The organism is Bacillus sp. FSL K6-2841 (assembly GCF_037976435.1).
GTDB lineage: Bacteria > Bacillota > Bacilli > Bacillales > Bacillaceae > Bacillus > Bacillus pumilus.
The window spans coordinates 828891-845279 of the sequence record NZ_CP150266.1; the positions used below are offsets into that span (position 1 = coordinate 828891).

At 41.3% G+C, this 16389-nt stretch carries 17 protein-coding genes; 9 read left to right on the forward strand and 8 right to left on the reverse strand.

Features of this window, described 5'->3' with window-relative positions; translation table 11 throughout:
* Positions 1–179: 179 nt before the first annotated feature.
* Complete coding sequence (locus MHH68_RS03935; protein ID WP_169057337.1) at positions 180–1361, reverse strand: MFS transporter; 1182 nt, start codon at positions 1359–1361, stop codon at positions 180–182.
* 75 nt (positions 1362–1436) lie between these two features.
* Between MHH68_RS03935 and MHH68_RS03940 the strand changes: the two genes are divergently transcribed.
* From MHH68_RS03940 to MHH68_RS03950, 3 genes are all read left to right on the forward strand, one after another.
* Positions 1437–1814: an OsmC family protein gene (locus MHH68_RS03940; protein ID WP_339165238.1), complete on the forward strand. Its 378-nt coding sequence runs from the start codon at positions 1437–1439 to the stop codon at positions 1812–1814.
* A gap of 65 nt (positions 1815–1879) precedes the next feature.
* Positions 1880–2947 carry a calcium/proton exchanger gene (gene cax, locus MHH68_RS03945; protein ID WP_058015730.1) on the forward strand — a complete coding sequence of 356 codons (1068 nt, stop codon included), beginning with the start codon at positions 1880–1882 and terminating at the stop codon, positions 2945–2947.
* 88 nt (positions 2948–3035) lie between these two features.
* Positions 3036–3797: a YfkD famly protein gene (locus tag MHH68_RS03950; RefSeq protein ID WP_235567111.1), complete on the forward strand. Its 762-nt coding sequence runs from the start codon at positions 3036–3038 to the stop codon at positions 3795–3797.
* A gap of 358 nt (positions 3798–4155) precedes the next feature.
* Here MHH68_RS03950 and MHH68_RS03955 read toward each other — a convergent pair whose 3' ends face one another.
* From MHH68_RS03955 to yfkAB, 4 genes are all read right to left on the reverse strand, one after another.
* A complete protein-coding gene (locus MHH68_RS03955; protein ID WP_058015732.1) occupies positions 4156–4875 on the reverse strand; it encodes a YebC/PmpR family DNA-binding transcriptional regulator in 720 nt (239 codons plus the stop codon).
* A 131-nt stretch (positions 4876–5006) separates the two neighbouring features.
* Positions 5007–5408: a nuclear transport factor 2 family protein gene (locus MHH68_RS03960; protein ID WP_144463004.1), complete on the reverse strand. Its 402-nt coding sequence runs from the start codon at positions 5406–5408 to the stop codon at positions 5007–5009.
* Between the two features lie 102 nt (positions 5409–5510).
* Positions 5511–6347: a mechanosensitive ion channel domain-containing protein gene (locus tag MHH68_RS03965; protein ID WP_058015734.1), complete on the reverse strand. Its 837-nt coding sequence runs from the start codon at positions 6345–6347 to the stop codon at positions 5511–5513.
* 7 nt (positions 6348–6354) lie between these two features.
* On the reverse strand, positions 6355–7476 hold the full coding sequence (yfkAB, locus tag MHH68_RS03970; protein ID WP_169057343.1) for a radical SAM/CxCxxxxC motif protein YfkAB: 1122 nt from the start codon (positions 7474–7476) through the stop codon (positions 6355–6357).
* A gap of 146 nt (positions 7477–7622) precedes the next feature.
* Here yfkAB and MHH68_RS03975 point away from each other — a divergent pair, with 146 nt between their 5' ends.
* On the forward strand, positions 7623–7814 hold the full coding sequence (locus MHH68_RS03975) for an SE1561 family protein (protein ID WP_012009274.1): 192 nt from the start codon (positions 7623–7625) through the stop codon (positions 7812–7814).
* Positions 7815–7915: 101 nt separating this feature from the next.
* Positions 7916–8707, forward strand: a complete 792-nt coding sequence (gene pdaA / locus MHH68_RS03980; RefSeq protein WP_339165243.1) for a delta-lactam-biosynthetic de-N-acetylase — start codon at positions 7916–7918, stop codon at positions 8705–8707.
* A 35-nt stretch (positions 8708–8742) separates the two neighbouring features.
* Here pdaA and MHH68_RS03985 read toward each other — a convergent pair whose 3' ends face one another.
* The 3 genes from MHH68_RS03985 to MHH68_RS03995 all read right to left on the reverse strand — a co-directional run bounded on the left by MHH68_RS03985 (position 8743) and on the right by MHH68_RS03995 (position 10872).
* Positions 8743–9234, reverse strand: coding sequence for a DUF2716 domain-containing protein (locus MHH68_RS03985; protein ID WP_339165244.1), 492 nt, complete (start codon positions 9232–9234; stop codon positions 8743–8745).
* A 32-nt stretch (positions 9235–9266) separates the two neighbouring features.
* Positions 9267–10226, reverse strand: coding sequence for a magnesium/cobalt transporter CorA (gene corA / locus MHH68_RS03990; protein ID WP_144462996.1), 960 nt, complete (start codon positions 10224–10226; stop codon positions 9267–9269).
* A 133-nt stretch (positions 10227–10359) separates the two neighbouring features.
* Positions 10360–10872, reverse strand: a complete 513-nt coding sequence (locus MHH68_RS03995; RefSeq protein WP_044139727.1) for a hypothetical protein — start codon at positions 10870–10872, stop codon at positions 10360–10362.
* 434 nt (positions 10873–11306) lie between these two features.
* Between MHH68_RS03995 and MHH68_RS04000 the strand changes: the two genes are divergently transcribed.
* From MHH68_RS04000 to MHH68_RS04015, 4 genes are all read left to right on the forward strand, one after another.
* Positions 11307–12176, forward strand: a complete 870-nt coding sequence (locus tag MHH68_RS04000; RefSeq protein WP_144462994.1) for a DNA-3-methyladenine glycosylase — start codon at positions 11307–11309, stop codon at positions 12174–12176.
* A 98-nt stretch (positions 12177–12274) separates the two neighbouring features.
* Positions 12275–13660: a 23S rRNA (uracil(1939)-C(5))-methyltransferase RlmD gene (rlmD, locus tag MHH68_RS04005; RefSeq protein ID WP_339165247.1), complete on the forward strand. Its 1386-nt coding sequence runs from the start codon at positions 12275–12277 to the stop codon at positions 13658–13660.
* 150 nt (positions 13661–13810) lie between these two features.
* On the forward strand, positions 13811–14377 hold the full coding sequence (locus MHH68_RS04010; RefSeq protein ID WP_339165249.1) for a TetR/AcrR family transcriptional regulator: 567 nt from the start codon (positions 13811–13813) through the stop codon (positions 14375–14377).
* A 58-nt stretch (positions 14378–14435) separates the two neighbouring features.
* Entirely contained in the window at positions 14436–16298 is a 1863-nt protein-coding gene (locus tag MHH68_RS04015; RefSeq protein WP_339165250.1) for an alpha/beta fold hydrolase, read from the forward strand.
* Positions 16299–16389 lie beyond the last annotated feature (91 nt).

The window sequence follows — 16389 nt, forward strand, 5'->3', positions numbered from 1 at the left end:
AGTTCAAACTGAATGGATGGGGGAAATCACATATGTCCAAACAATCGAAAAAAGGCGGAAGCAATACGAAACAAAATAAAGGCCATCAACCTAAGAACAAAACAAGCGGCAGTGCGAACGGACAAAATGGATATCATTAAATGAAAAAAAAACTCCTCTGCATGGGTGCAGAGGAGTTTTTATTTAGAAATGGCTTCATTGGAGTTTTCAAGAACTACCGCCGTCCGTCCGAATCGAACGCAGAAAAACACGAATAATATCACGATGCTGACAAGGTAAAGTAAATTCATACCTTCAAACGTTTGCACAAAGATTCCACCGAGAACAGGACCGAGAATACTTCCCGCACTAAACGCCATACCGCACATCAAATTTCCAGCAGGCAGCAGATTCTTTGGCAATAAGTCGGTCATATAGCTGATGCCAAGTGAGAAGGTAGAGCCTACTGCCATTCCGGCAATAAAGAAACAAATCGCAACAGCCAAAACGGATTGAATGAATAATCCTGCTAGTAGGAAAAAGAAAGATCCAACGAGTGTGACACATAAAATGATGCGGCGTCTGCCAAACCGGTCGCTGAGCATCCCAAGAGGAAGCTGAAAGACAATGCTCCCAATGGCAAACGCAGGTAAAATAAACGCAACCGCATCTACTGTCACCCCGCTTCTTAGCGCATATACAGGGAAGTTACTATTAAGCGTCGTTTCTAAAAATCCATAGCAAAACGGCATCATAAAGGCGACCCAGCCAAATTGAAAGGCTTTCTTAAAGCGCTTCAAACTGTTTGTCTGCTCTGACGTCTGCACTTCGCCCGTATCTGGATATGTATTTTTCAAAACAAAAACAAGCAGCCAGATACATAAGCTAACAGCACCAGAAACAATGAAAGGTAAAGATGGATTGATTTCAATGAGTGGTGTTAAAAAAGGTCCAGCGGCAAAACCAAGTCCAAAAGATAACCCATACAATGAAATATTTCGCCCGCGGTTTCTCGATGACGACGCATAGGTCACCCAAGTCTGTGTAGAGAAATGCAGCATATGGTCACCAATCCCGATCATGAGCCGGAGGAAGAACCAGACGACATAAGATTCAAAAAACACAAAGCTGAACAAGCTTAAAAAGACAGCAGCGCCTCCAATGACAATTAACGGCTTAAACCCAAACCGGCGAAGGGGCGCTTCCATGAAGGGAGAAGCTAGTAGCACGCCGAGATATAAGCCTGTGGCATGCAGTCCGTTTAACGTAGGAGAAGTCCCGGCATGTTCAAAAATAATCGAAATGACAGGAAGTAACGCTCCCTGCGAAAAACCTGATACAGATACAAGTAAAATTAAAATCATAAAGTGAATTCTCGACATAAGAAGCTCCTTACAAGTTCATATTTTCATCGTACAATGGAACCATAGGGGTTTCAATAGAAAGGTGGAAAAGGAATGACGCTGACATACGAAAAGGATCATTGGATCGCACATATTGAGGACAGGCAGCTGCCTATTTCAGGAAAAGAAGAAACGGGGTATCGCCCATCTCAATTATTCACCTCAGCTATTGCTGGCTGTTTTGGAGAAATGCTCATTCATGTGTGCCGTAAAAAGCGAATATCCTATGAAGGGCTGACGATCACACCTGAAACGACAAGGGCAGGAGCTGTAAACAAGATTTCCAGCATTCATTTACATATCTTATTTGAAGACATTAATACATCTGATGAACAAATCGATAAAGTGATCACCCTTGCATTGAAGCATTGCTCTATGGTGCAGTCCGTGAAAGGAAGTATTGATATCACCTTCTCACACGCGCGAATCTAAAATGTATATGATGCTGGCACTCACGAAAGAATAACAGTCAGACATATGTAAAGGAGAATGGCTGTATGAATCGTTTGTTTCTTGTGATTGTCGCAATTGGTGTACCGCTATCGGTGATTGGCAGTTTTCTTCATTTTCCGCAGGTGATCATGTTTGCTGTGTATTGTATCGCGATTATTGGTCTTGCTAGTTTTATGGGAAGAGCCACAGAAAGTCTTGCCATCATAGCGGGCCCCAGAATTGGCGGGCTTTTAAACGCCACATTTGGAAATGCGGTGGAGTTAATTATTTCGTTTTTTGCATTAAAGCAAGGACTGACAGCCATCGTCCTTGCATCATTAACTGGATCAGTGATCGGAAACTTACTGCTTGTGGCGGGGCTGTCTTTTTTCGTTGGCGGTTTAAAATATAAGCGACAAGTGTTCAATGTCCACGATGCAAGGCACAACTCAGGCTTGCTCATGTTTGCCATTATTGTGGCGTTTGTCATTCCAGAAGTGTTTTCGGTGGAGATGGCAGAGAATAAACAGTTTGTTTTAAGTATTGGGATCAGTATTGTCATGATTTTGCTTTATGTCGCGGCGCTCTATTTCAAACTGGTCAGCCACCGCGGGGTGTATGTTGCTAAGCAGGAGAGCATGGAAGGCGAAGCAGAGACGGAAGAAGAAACACCTGAATGGTCTGGAAAGTTTGCGACTTTGATTTTGCTGCTTGCAACGATGGCCGTTGCGTACATTTCAGAGCGCCTCGTCCATACATTTGATACGGTAGGGAAGCAATTTGGCTGGAGTGAGCTGTTTATCGGAGTCATTATTGTGGCCATCGTCGGCAATGCCGCAGAACATGCCTCTGCTGTTATCATGGCGTATAAAAACAAAATGGATGTCGCAGTGGAAATCGCTTTTGGTTCCACGCTTCAGGTGGCGATGATGGTGGCACCAATCCTTGTCATCAGCTCGCTTTTTTTCAATACGCAAATGCCGCTCATTTTCTCCTTACCAGAGCTCATTGCCATGGCGTCCGCTGTATTACTCACAGTCATTTTATCTAATGACGGAGATACCAATTGGTTTGAAGGCGCCACATTACTTGCTGCCTATTTCATTATGGCGATTGGATTTTTCCTTTTATAATCTTTTGTGGATAAGGGACGACTTTGCGGAAAATACTATGGAAAAATGAATGAGAAAGAGTGATGATATGAAAAAGATGCCCCGCATCATGTTTGTTGTTCTCTTATCCTTAAGTTTTCTATACAGTTTTCCAGCGGAGGCGGCGAAACCATTTAAGGTGCCATCGTCTGTCGCTAGTATTTCTAAGGAGAATACGTATCCGAATGCGTCACAGGATCAGCCATTGCTCCAGCCGAGCGAGCTGACAGCCGAATTGTTTAAAACAACAGATGTGCCGATTGAGAATACCCATTTGATCAAAATGCTGAATGAATCCAGTATTTCAGGGACGCCATTAGCTGTTGGTTACCGTGCGACCATTTTCCTTGGAAGATGGGCACTGAGCTACGATTCAAACGAAACGGTGGCCAACTGGGAATACAAAAAAGTGAATACAAATCACATTGATAACAGAGGCGGCACCAAAACAGCCATTGGCAAGTACGTTCAAAAGCAGCAAGTAAAAGTGAGCGGCGGGCTCACAGCAAAGGTGCCAAGCCCAGAAGATGTAAAAACATTGATGATGCAAAAAGCCATTCAAAAGACAAAGCTGCCCCTCGCTTTTGACACCGTGATTGGCGCAGGAACAAAGCGAGATCAGTCATACCACGTCTCTCCGAAAAAAGCAGCATCGCTTCATGCCTATGCACCAGCGATTAATGAAAAAGGAAAGGTGACATACGGAGAAGTGTACCTTGTGCTTAAAGGAAATAAACGCAAACTCGTCGTGAAAAACGTGACCTCACAAGGAATCGGTGCTTGGATTCCTGTGCAGGATCACCTGACGTTTGGGTTTCAAGGGATGAATTAAAACAGTCATCTCCTCTTATCAATAGGGGAGATGACTGTTTTTTTTGCTAATACGGTTTCTCTTTTTTTCTCTTCAGTTCATTTATGTAAAAGTTAAAGATTTGATATAGATACCACGCGATGTAGAGAAAGAAAATCATTTTTGTTACTATCATAAAGTTGCTGAAAACAAAACTTAGCCCAATAATAGGAATGATCATAAATCCATAATAAGAAAACCACCATGTTTTAAAGTTGAAGCTCAGCTCCTTGGAAAGTTGTAGAAATGAACATTTTATCTATATATTACATGTCTTTCAGAAAATAAAAAAGCCGTAGCAGCAGTTGAATGAACTCAACCACGACTATGGCTTCAATTTTTATTCCCCTAAATCTACATTATGATAAACCTGCTGCACGTCTTCAAGCTCTTCTAATACATCGATTAGTTTCTCGAATTGTTCTTTAGATTCATCATCTAATGTCACTTCATTTTGAGGAAGCATTGTGATTTCAGCGACAGTGAATTCTTCTACGCCGGCTTGTTTGAATGCTTCTTGTACTTGATGGAATTGATCTGGTTCAGCGTACACAATCACCGTTTCATCTTCTTCCATGATGTCACGTACATCAACGTCTGCTTCCATTAAAAGCTCAAGCGTTTCTTCTTCATTTTTTCCTTCGACACCGATGACAGCTGTTTGGTCAAACATGTAGGCAACAGAGCCGCTTACGCCCATGTTTCCACCATTTTTTCCGAAAGCCGCACGAACATCTGACGCTGTGCGGTTCACGTTATTGGTGAGGGCATCAACGATCACCATTGATCCGTTTGGACCAAATCCTTCGTAGCGCAGCTCATCGAAATTCTCTTCCGCACCGCCTTTGGCTTTTTCAATGGCACGGTCCACGATGTGTTTTGGGACACTATATGTTTTTGCACGTTCTAGGACAAAACGAAGTGCTTGGTTTGATTCTGGGTTTGGCTCACCTTGTTTGGCAGCCACATAGATTTCACGCCCGAATTTTGCGTAAATACGACTTGTACTGGCATCCTTTGATGCTTTCTTTTCTTTAATGTTGTTCCACTTACGACCCATCTTATTCACTCTCTTTCACTTAGAAAATACACAGTATGAGGGTCCCCATGCTGCATGAAATCAATCTATTTTCTATTATACATGAATTAGTCAAGAGGATAGAAGTTAGAGGGGCTGACTGAAGAGATTTCTTAGCTGATGTGTCCAAGCTGTTCAAACGTTTCATTTTTTTCATGAGCCCGCGTCAGTTCATCGCATCGAATGATCTTTCCATCTAATAACGTGAAAAGAGCCATGACATCAATAAAACCCCTGTCTCCGCTTGCGAGTTCCACATGTACCGTGTAACGAAAACACCCTTGCTGCGCCTCTTCATCAAATAACACATCATGAAAAGCGGGGATCTCAAGCTGTTTTGTCAATCCTTTTAATGTGGATAGATGCTTTTTAAACTCATCAAGTGTCGAAACCTCTCCATCTGTCACTTGCTGATATTCAGGTGAAAAATATGTCTCCACTTTTTCTATATTGAATTTGGTTAACACCTCTTCATACATCTCTTTAATAAATGATAGCGCCTCTTTTTTTGTCATGAATCGACATCCTTTTTTTTTGTTAATTGGTTAATTATATTTCATTATAGTTAACCGATTAACAAAAAACAATCAAAAAAAATAACCCCATCACAAATGAGGTTATTTTGCAGGCTGGGGATAGACGAGATCTTCAAGCAATTTGACATCATGCTGATGAAGTTGTTTGATCATTTCTTTTCGGACAGCGAGGGCAGCATCGAAGTATTTTTCGTCTTCGACCATTCCTTTCACTGTGATCTCAATCCCGCGGTTCAGCTTGTTCAGACCCATAATGCCATGAACTTGAAACGGTTCGATGGCATGCTGGAATTCATCTTTTTTGAGAAAATCATGGTGCATTTGATTTAAATTGTCACAGGCCGTTTCGAGTGCTTGAAAGGCTGTGTCTGGGTTTTGATTCGCACTAATTAATACAGATTCCGTAATCCGCATGTAGTGCATGTTATAGTTTTGGATTTGCCGGATGTCTCCGTTAGAAATGGTTAACAGCTTGCCGCTCCATTCCCTAATTTGCAGAGATCGGAGACCAATTTCTTCAATCGTTCCATTAAAGAGGTTATTCACTGTCACATAATCCCCTTTATGAATTTGACGTTCATAAATTAGAAAAATGCCTGCTAAAATATCGCGAATCAGCGTCTGGGCGCCAAAACCGATGACGATCCCAGCCACACCAGCACCTGCAAGAATTTTTCCGAAATCATGAAAGAAGAGAGAAATGACATACAATACAAAGCAAATCGAAGCGGTGTATTTTGAAACAGATTTGACCAAGCTCTCGATCGTTTTTTTCTTCTTGTCTTCTATAAACTCCGTTCGTTTAAAGAACAATTGAAGCGCTTTGTTAATCAAAAAGACGGCAAGCCAAAGTACGAGTCCAACAAGGAGAATTTCAATGTATTTGTTCTTGACTACTGTCAGAAAAGTATCGTCCATCTATCGGTTACCCCCTGGCTGTACGAGAAGTAAAATCAACATCTTGATAATAGCTGTTTTTCACAAGAACATTCGGACCAAGGCATTGTACGCTTGGACAATGACAATTCAGCTCTTTTGCTAATTTCGTGTCCATCCAGCGAGTATACGCGGATTGCAATGTATCAGTAGCAATATTTCCTAGTGGCGGTGTATCACCAAAGTCTGTCACAATAATATTCCCATCAAAAATATTCACATTCAGCCGTGAGCGTCCATCAGGGTCATTTCGTACCGTGACATGTTTCTCCTGACGCAATCGTTTGAGGAGGCGCTGGTCTTCTTCATCTGGGCTGCAAGAATAAAATGGCAAGGTGCCAAACAGCATCCATGTGTCTTGATCACGAATATCAAGCAGTTGATGAATCGCATCACGCATTTGCGGAAGCGTCAATGATTCAAGTGCGCTGGCAAAATCACTTGGGTACATCGGGTGAACTTCGTGGCGCTGGCATTTCATCTCCTCCACAATTTGCCGGTGGATGTGTTCAATATATGGAAGCGTACGCTTATTAAGCATGGTTTCAGCAGATACGGTCACACCTGCTTTGACAAGTGCCCGGCTATTTTCAATCATGCGGTTAAATAATTTCTCACGCTGCTCAAAGGTTGGTTTTCTGTCCATCATTGCAAAACCGACCGTTGCAAACTCTTCGACAGTTCCCCAGTTATGTGAGATGTGAAGGACATCTAAGTATGGAATAATTTCTTCATATCTCGCCAAATCAAGCGTTAAGTTTGAGTTGATCTGTGTACGGACGCCGCGTTCATGGGCATACTTTAATAAAGGGACGACATATTCCCGCACAGATTTGAGAGAAAGCATCGGCTCTCCGCCTGTAATACTGATTGAGCGCAGAAGCGGAACTTCATCTAAACGGCGAAGCAGTAAATCAAGCGGCAGTGCATTCGGGTCTTTAGGCTGCAAAGTATAGCCGACCGCGCAGTGCTCACATCTCATGTTACACAACGTCGTGGTTGTAAATTCAATATTTGTCAGCTTCATCTCTCCGTAGTCCTGCACATCGAGATAGGCTTCCCAAGGGTCATATGCAGGTGTAATCGGACGAAGTGCTGTTTTTTGGTTCATGGTATCTATCTCCTTTTCATTCGGGCAAACGTGGACCCGCCAACAGTTAATTTTAAGCCCCATCACCGTTATACGCAAGTGGGGTTTCATTGATTTACAAGGGAAAAAAAGATAAGCTAGAAACAAATGCTAAAGGGAGTGTATCTATGGGCAAGGCAGCAGACAGCAAAGAGCAGCAGGTTGATTATTTAAAGAACCGATTAGATATGTTTATGAATGTGATTGATTCATTAGATCCTGAATCAACAGATGTTGAGGATATAGACAGACTGATCCAGATGATTGACGACCTAGAAGCGAAATATGAACGGTTTAAAAATGATTGGAAGGAAGAATAGCTCGCACAGTGCGGGCTTTTTTCTTTAAATTGGCAGGTGAATCAGTGTATGAGTCTCGGTCTTATTCTGCACAATAGAAGAAAAACCGGGAAGTGACGTAAATGAAAAAAACCATGCTCATCTGTTTATGTGCGCTTTTTGTATCTATGCCTCTCTCAGAAGCGGAAGCCGTGTCTAATCAGCCTGTCCATTGGGGATTTGCGAAAAGCAAAGAACATAAGCCAGCAGATGCGGGTAAAGAACTGAACGCCCTTTTAAAAAAGTATGATGCCTTCTATTTAGGAAACACGAAAAAGAAAGAGATCTATTTTACATTCGACAATGGCTATGAAAATGGGTACACGCCGAAGATCTTAGATGTGCTGAAAAAACATCAAGTACCAGGCACTTTCTTTGTGACAGGACACTTTGTTAAGGACCAGCCGGAGCTCGTCAAACGTATGGCAGAGGAAGGTCATATCATCGGCAACCATTCCTATCACCATCCAGATCTAACAACAAAGAGCACGAAAGAAATCAAAGAAGAGCTTGGGCGTGTCAATGAAGCCGTGTACAAAATCACTGGAAAACAAGACAACCTCTATCTTCGTCCGCCGCGCGGTGTATTCAGTGAAAGAGTGCTGAAGGAAACAAAAGAGCTCGGCTATCAAACCGTTTTTTGGTCAGTGGCGTTTGTGGACTGGCATATCCATCATCAAAAAGGAAAACAGTATGCTTACGATCAAATGATGAAGCAGGCGCACCCAGGTGCCATTTACTTACTGCATACCGTCTCAAGGGACAATGCCGAGGCATTGGATGATGCCATCACGGCACTGAAAAAACAAGGTTATTCTTTTAAAAGCCTAGACGATCTCATGCTTGAAAAAGTATGGCATCTCCCTCAGCTATAGAAAAAAAGCTTGCAGAACACCTGCGAGCTTTTTCTTTATCCTTCTCTTATTTTACGCTGAAACAAAATCGGATGATGGCGCGAGAAAGAATCAATCAAGCCCTCACAAAAAATTGTGATACTTTGCTCCCAAGGATGTCCTAGCAAGCCCCAATACATCTCTTTTGATAAAAAGAAATAATAATCCCCGTTCGGAAGCACAGGCACTGTCCATTCTCCAAATTCATCTTTTTCAAATGAGCCGTATGGTGTGATCCAGTAGCATTCGTGCTGCCAATCAAGTGCCAGCATATATTCGTCTGTTCTGATAAGCTCCTGAAAAACAAGTAATGCTTTCTCTTCAAGGTCTTCATCAGCATGTAGAAGGGAAGAGTCCTCAAAATAAGCAGAAATATCATATGTAACGAAAGGAGAAGGTACCCGAAATGAGGGGAAACGAGAGAGACTCGGATGAAATTTGAAATCTCGATAGAGCGTCTCCCATACGAGCTTTCGTTCTTGATGAGACAATGGAATCCAGTTTTTCATCTAACCGCCTCCTCAGCCATTCTCTCGACACATTATTTGAATATGCGGAACCATCCTTTATGCTTAAACCACAAAAGCATACCCGAGACGAGCAGACCCATGAAAATCAGTACGCCAAAATAGCCATACTTCCAGTGTAATTCAGGCATGTTATCAAAGTTCATTCCGTACACCCCAACAATAAAGGTCAGTGGAATAAAGATAGTCGACACAATGGTCAATGTCATCATGATCGCATTCATTCGATTAGAATTCAGCGTCTGATAGCTGTCTCGTAAATCGGCTGTCATATCACGGTTTGATTCGACAATCTCGGTTAGTTTCAAAAGGTGATCATAAATATCATTAAAGTATGCTTGCCGGTTCGTATCACTTCTCATCATATGCGTGTTGACAATACGATATAAAAGGTCCCTCATCGGGATAATTGTTCTTCGCAGTTTGAGCAAATCGGATCGAATCCCGAATACTTCGTTCATCAATGTTCCATATGTTTTATGACCTTCTTCATCCTCGATTTCATTCAGCCTGTCCTCTATTTGATAAATAATAGGGAAATAATCATCGACAAGCTGATCAATCAACATGTAGGCGATATGCTCAGGCCCACTGTTTCGGGCTTTATCAGATTCTTTGAGTTTTCGAATGACACGGTCAATGTATGGCGCTTCCTTCAAATGAAAGGTCACGATATAATTGTCACCAACAAACAGATCGATTTCCTCAGATCGAAGCGTTTTTTGATTCAGAGCATGAAGCACGAAAAATAAATATCCTTCATAAAAATCAAGCTTCGGCCGCTGTAAATAATGGAAGCAATCTTCAATCGCAAGCGGATGGAATTGAAAGTATTCCTTCAAAAGCGCGGCTTCCTTTTCCGTAGGCGCATGAAAATCAATCCAATACCAGGCGATATCGGGGCTTGAAAGCTGCTGCAATGTTGCATGTTCAATCAAGTCGCCGTTTTTTGTCACTGCAATTTTCTTCAGCATGTGCACCCCTCCAGACTTGCATTATATCATGAAGCAGCACCGGTGAACTTATACGTGTTCTGCATAAAAAAAGCCGATCTCATCACTGAGATCGGTCCAATGTGCGTGTATGATTGATGGATAAAACCGAGAATTAAGGACGATGGAACGTAACAAATTTATCTTGACGGTCAAACCAGCCTCTGAACGCCCAGTTATCCCAGCCGCCATCACCGTTGTTTTTAAAGGTGCCGCTTTCAAATACCCAAATACCATAAACGACATTGCCAAGATTAGCAGTAGCAAAAGTTTTCACGCCATTAAAACGGTCTTCATAGTTCTGGCTGAGGTTAAAGACCATGACATTATATCTGCCGCCAGCAGCATAGAATGTGCTTTCCATCACGCTCTTAACGAATCCAGAACGGTTGGCATTTGCGTTTACTGCGTTCACAATGGCATTGGCAATTCCAAGAACATCGAAGTTGACGTTAACATTAGGACTAGCTGTCGTTCCAGCTTTTCCTTCAGCCGCTTTGTTTAATACAGTTTGCTGTAGTGTAGTAGAGACGGGTGCTGACGTTTTTTTCTCCGCAGCGTCAGCGAATACTGGTAGTGTCGAAGAAACAGCAGTGGCAAGGGCAATAGAAAGAATGGTTTTTTTCATTGGTCAGATCTCCTTTTTTTAAAAAAAGTTTGGGTCTTCTTTTTCGTAAAAAGTGAAACTAGGTGAAGCCGGTGATCAATGAGGTAAAATATGTTCCTGCAAGATAAAACAAATGATTGCCTAATCAGCTAATTTCTTTGTTCACCTCCTTGATATGTCATAATTATACAAATATTTTCAAGATAGAAGCTATCACCCAGAGGGTCTATTTCTAATTTAAGGAAAATGAACCTAAAATCATGAAGGGTGCTGTCGAATTTTAGCTGAATTCGACTAAAAATGTTCCTTCATCCAAAAGGAAAATGACCGGAAATAAGGAAGATATAACTGATAAATTCTTGTACTCTTTATGTTAGAAAGTATTCAATATAGAGAATCATTCATGCAAAGTGAAACAATCGCATCTGCGTGTTTGCAGAAAGGAAGAGGAAAATATGTGGGAAAAAGAGCTGACCGTTGAACCGCCATATCACTTTGATCAAGTGCTGCGTCGCTTATCAAATGATCCATTAAAAGCAGTCGATTTAAATAAAAGAGAGATCAAAGTACCCATCAGATTAGAACAAACACCATACGTTGTCGTCGTTCGAGCCACCGGAACAAAAGAAGCGCCCACGTTTCGGGTGAAAGGAAATGGTCCTGAGAAACCTCTCATCTGTGAGGTGAAACGAATATTTGGCATGGAGCATCAATTAGACGCTGTGCATGAGCATTTTTCTCAAACAAATCTAGCGCCTGTTTTTGAGCGTCATAAGGGGACACCTCTCATGCTGGATTTTCATTTATATCATTGCTTGATGAAATGCATCATTCATCAGCAGCTTAATCTGGCGTTTGCTTATGAACTCACAAAACGGTTTGTTCATACGTACGGCGAGCAAATAGAGGGGGTTTGGTTTGATCCTTTACCAGAAACCATCGCCTCACTTGAAACAGAGGAATTGAGAAAGCTCCAATTTAGTGAGCGGAAAGCGGAATATGTCATCGATGTCTCAAAGCGAATTGTGAGCGGCTCTCTTTGTTTAGAAGAATTACACGAATTAACTGATCTGGAGGTGGAAGAACGTCTGCTTCCGATTAGAGGGATTGGACCTTGGACAGTTCAAAATGTGCTCATGAATGGACTTGGAAGACCAAATCTCTTTCCGATGGCAGATATCGGGATTCAAAACGCCATCAAGCGTCATTTTGACCTGCCTGAAAAGCCGACAAAAGAAGAGATGGCAGTGTTAAGCAAGGATTGGACTCCCTATTTAAGCTACGCATCTTTATATTTATGGAGAAGCATTGAGACAGATAAATGAAAGGGATTTTCTCTCTTTGTCCAAGTCATGGTATACTAATGAGATGGAATAAAATGAAGACAACCTATCAAAGGTTCAGATAGAACGGAGAGAATGAAGTGAAGGAAAAACAGCAAAGTGCCCTTTTGCAAAAGGGACAGCAGTTTCCGCTTACCATTAAACGCCTTGGCATTAATGGGGAAGGGGTCGGGTATTTTAAAAAGCAAGTGGTCTTTGTCCCAGGTGCGCTTCCAGGTGAAGAAGTGGTTGTGGAAGCAACGAATGTCCAAGCAAAATATGCAGAAGGTACGGTTAGAAAAGTAAGAAAGCGTTCCGAGCATCGAGTGAAGCCGCCATGCCCAGTATACGAAGAGTGCGGAGGCTGTCAGCTTCAGCATTTGGCGTATGAGCAGCAGCTAAGGGAAAAACGAGATATTGTCATTCAATCAATGGAACGACATACAAAACTACCAGTTGAACAGCTTGATATCAGGCCAACGATCGGTATGGAAGATCCATGGCACTACCGAAATAAAAGTCAGTTCCAAGTAGGGCGTTCTCATAGCGGTGACATCATTGCTGGGCTTTACGGACTGAACTCTCATAAGCTTGTACCGATTAAGGAATGCATCGTGCAGCATCCAAAAACGAACAAAACAACGGGCGTTGTCCGCAAAATTTTAGAGAAATTCGGTGTATCGGTCTACAATGAACGGACGAGAAAAGGCGATGTACGCTCAATTGTTGTGCGTGTCGGTTTTGAAACAGGTGAAGTACAGGTCGTTCTAGTCACATCAAAACCTGAATTTCCAAAGAAAAAAGAAATTGCCGAAGCCATTCAAAAACGTCTGCCAGAAGTGACGTCCATTATGCACAACATCAATGGTGAAAAAACGTCGGTCATCTTTGGCCATAAGACATCTCACCTAGCTGGCAACATGGTCATTCAAGAATTTTTAGGAGACACCTCCTTCGAACTGAGTGCACGTGCTTTCTTCCAATTGAATCCGAATCAAACGCTAAAGCTTTACGACGAAGCGAAAAAAGCGGCAAAGCTGACTGGCAAAGAAAAAGTTGTCGATGCGTATTGCGGCGTTGGGACGATTGGGATGTGGCTTTCAGATGGCGCCAAAGAAGTACGAGGAATGGATGTCATCAAAGAATCGATTGATGATGCCAAGAAAAATGCTAAAAAACACGGCATGAAAAACGCGACCTATGTGACAGGAACAGCTGAACATTGGCTGCCAAAATGGGTCAAAGAAGGCTTCCGCCCTGACGTCATCGTCGTGGACCCGCCAAGAACCGGCTGTGAGCGCACCTTCTTAGACACCGTCAAACAAGTCAAACCAAAACGTCTTGTCTACGTCTCTTGCAACCCATCAACACTAGCAAAAGACCTCGAATACATGTCAAAAGACTATAAAATCGAATACATGCAGCCAGTCGATATGTTCCCGCATACCGCGCATGTGGAGACTGTTGTATCTCTCGTGAAAAAATAGATTTTAATCAAGGCTCGAAAATCATATTAGATTTTCGAGCTTTTTTAGTTTTGGGGAATTTCTTTCATCAGACTTTTTTCTAAATGAAATAAACACTTGCTATATTTAAATTAGTACTATATAGTTCTAATTATGAAAAAAGTAAAATTAATGAATCAAAAACGTGTGCTTGAAGTAGCTGCAACATTATTTTTAGAAAAAGGATTTGCTTATACAAGCATGGATGAATTAGTACGTGTAAGCAAAGTGTCAAAGTCTAATGTGTATTATCACTTTTCTAATAAGGAGGAATTATTAGAAGGGGTCGTTGATTATTGGATTGACATGTATCAATCCGCCATTGATGACGTACTATCTCAGAACCAATTTTTAGTTGAAGAACGTATCCAACTGTTTTTAAAGCAATTATCACAAGGAGTTCAATCGAGAGACTATAAGGGGAGCTGTCCATTTATTACTCTTTATATTCAAAGTCCTGCACAGGCTACGCAAATAAAAGAAAAAATAGGACTGTTTTTTACAGGATTACAAAAGAAGGTTTCTCTATTACTGAAACAAGGAGTAGAGAACGGGGAATTCAGAAAGACGATTCATATTGATGAGGTTGCATCCCTATTTATTTCCAATCTTGAAGGCGCGTTATTTATTTCAGAAACATTGAAGGATGCCACTGTCATCACAAAAACAGCAGATCATTTATTTAACTTGCTTCGATAAAGGAAGCATTTTTTTTACATCAAATTAGTACTGAATAGTACTAAAAAGGAGACTTCATATGAAAACAGTATTTTTAATTGGTGGAACAGGCTTTATTGGAAAGGAGTTAGTAAAAGAATTAGCCAAAGAGGATGTGAACATTCTTCTTTTAGTGAGATCGAAAAGTAAAGCAACACGCACTTTTCAAGAAAGAGGCATCTTAAAAGAGGCAGTGATGCACTTTGTTGAAGGTGATTTGACGAAAGTCGATTTGGGTCTAAGTGCTGAAGATAAGGAGAAGGTATTGAAAACGGATGTGATCATTCACGCAGGAGGACCCATGGATATTCAAGCGACAAGTAAAGAGGCAGCTTCCGTCTTTTTAAATGGCGCCAAACATATGAGTGAGTTAGCTAAAAGTATTCATCAATTGAAGGGCTTGCAGCAATTTATTCATGTTGTCGGTTATATGAGTCCCTTTGATGATCAACATAGCAAGGTTGAAATTGATGTGTTTAAAGAAGGAAACAGCTATTTGAAAATAAAAAATCCATATGAGAGAACAAAATTTTTAGCAGATCTTTATATTCGTCAACAGGCATCAGCAGTAGGTTATCCGCTGTCTGTCATTAATCCGCCAACTGTCGTCGGTAGTAGTCAAACGGGGAGTACAGAGCAAATAGCAGGAGTAGGCTTGCTTGTGAAGAGTATGCGAAGAGGGCTCATGCCGGTCATTCCTGGAGGTAAGGACTATAGGCTGCCACTTATTTCAAACGATGAGTTTGCGAGGTTTATTGTGCAGGTTTTCAGATTAAAGCAGCCGGCTATTCAAACATATACGCTTGTTGAAGACTGGCAGCGCGATCAGAATATTGGTGAATTATTGAGTGTGATGTCAGAAAGTATGAATATGAGGGCACCAAAAATATCTGTCCCAATGCCATTGATGAAAGCTATGATGAATAGTGGCGTAAGTAAAATCACAAACATTCCTTCTGATGGATTGAACTTTATGACAAAAAGAACATTTTCAAATGTTGCAGTGAAAAAAATAATGGGAGAAGATTGGTTTCAGAAGACAAGTGTCATGAAATTTTTCCCTGCTGTAGTAGCTGATCTGGATTATCGAATGATGAATCCAAACGGTAAGGATGATCATTTATTTAAACGAACACTATGTGATAACACGACCCTTTACCAATTACAAGGAGAGGGTAAGCCGTTTATTTTATTACATGGTTTGTTGAGTGATGGAGAGGATTTATTCCCTTTAGCACAAGAACTGCATGAAAAAACGGATCAACCTGTATGGATCTTGGATCTTCCAGGTTTGGGACGTTCTCCTTTTAAACGAGAGAAACATCTTCTAGATATCTATTTGAATGTCGTAAAAAAGGTATTGGAGAAAGCGGCGAATGGTGCACATCTAATCGGCCATTCATTCGGTGCATATATTCTTCTGGAAGCATTGGTACAAGAGTACATCGATCAGAAGTATTCAATCACTTTACTTCAGCCGCCTATTGATAAGAAAAATGCTGCATCACGAAATGTTCCTCAATTTATGAACAAATGGACATTGAAATGGGCATCGACTAATATGATAGGGCGTTATGTATTAAAAAATGGTTTGTTTGAAAATACGGAGGGCATCCCTGAACATTATATTGAAAAAGTCAGAAATAGTTTTACGTCTCCTAGAATATTAAATACGACGGTTCAGCTTAACAGCTTACTACAACAGAAAGCCAATCAAGATGATTTCAATGAGGTCACAAAGGATCATCTTCATATCATTTGGGGAAATGATGACAAAGGCTATTCAGCGCCATCACATCTTGGTCAAGTTGACTTTATTCCATATGGTCATCATTTTCCTCTTAGCCATCCGAGTGAAACAGCAGCATTGGTCATAAAGCAGATGAGAGTATGGGGTAAATAAAAGGTTTGAGGGAGACCAGCGTGGCTAAATAATCTCACTAGTAAAATACTTGATGAAATCGCGAGAAACAAAGTGAACCATATCAATGAAA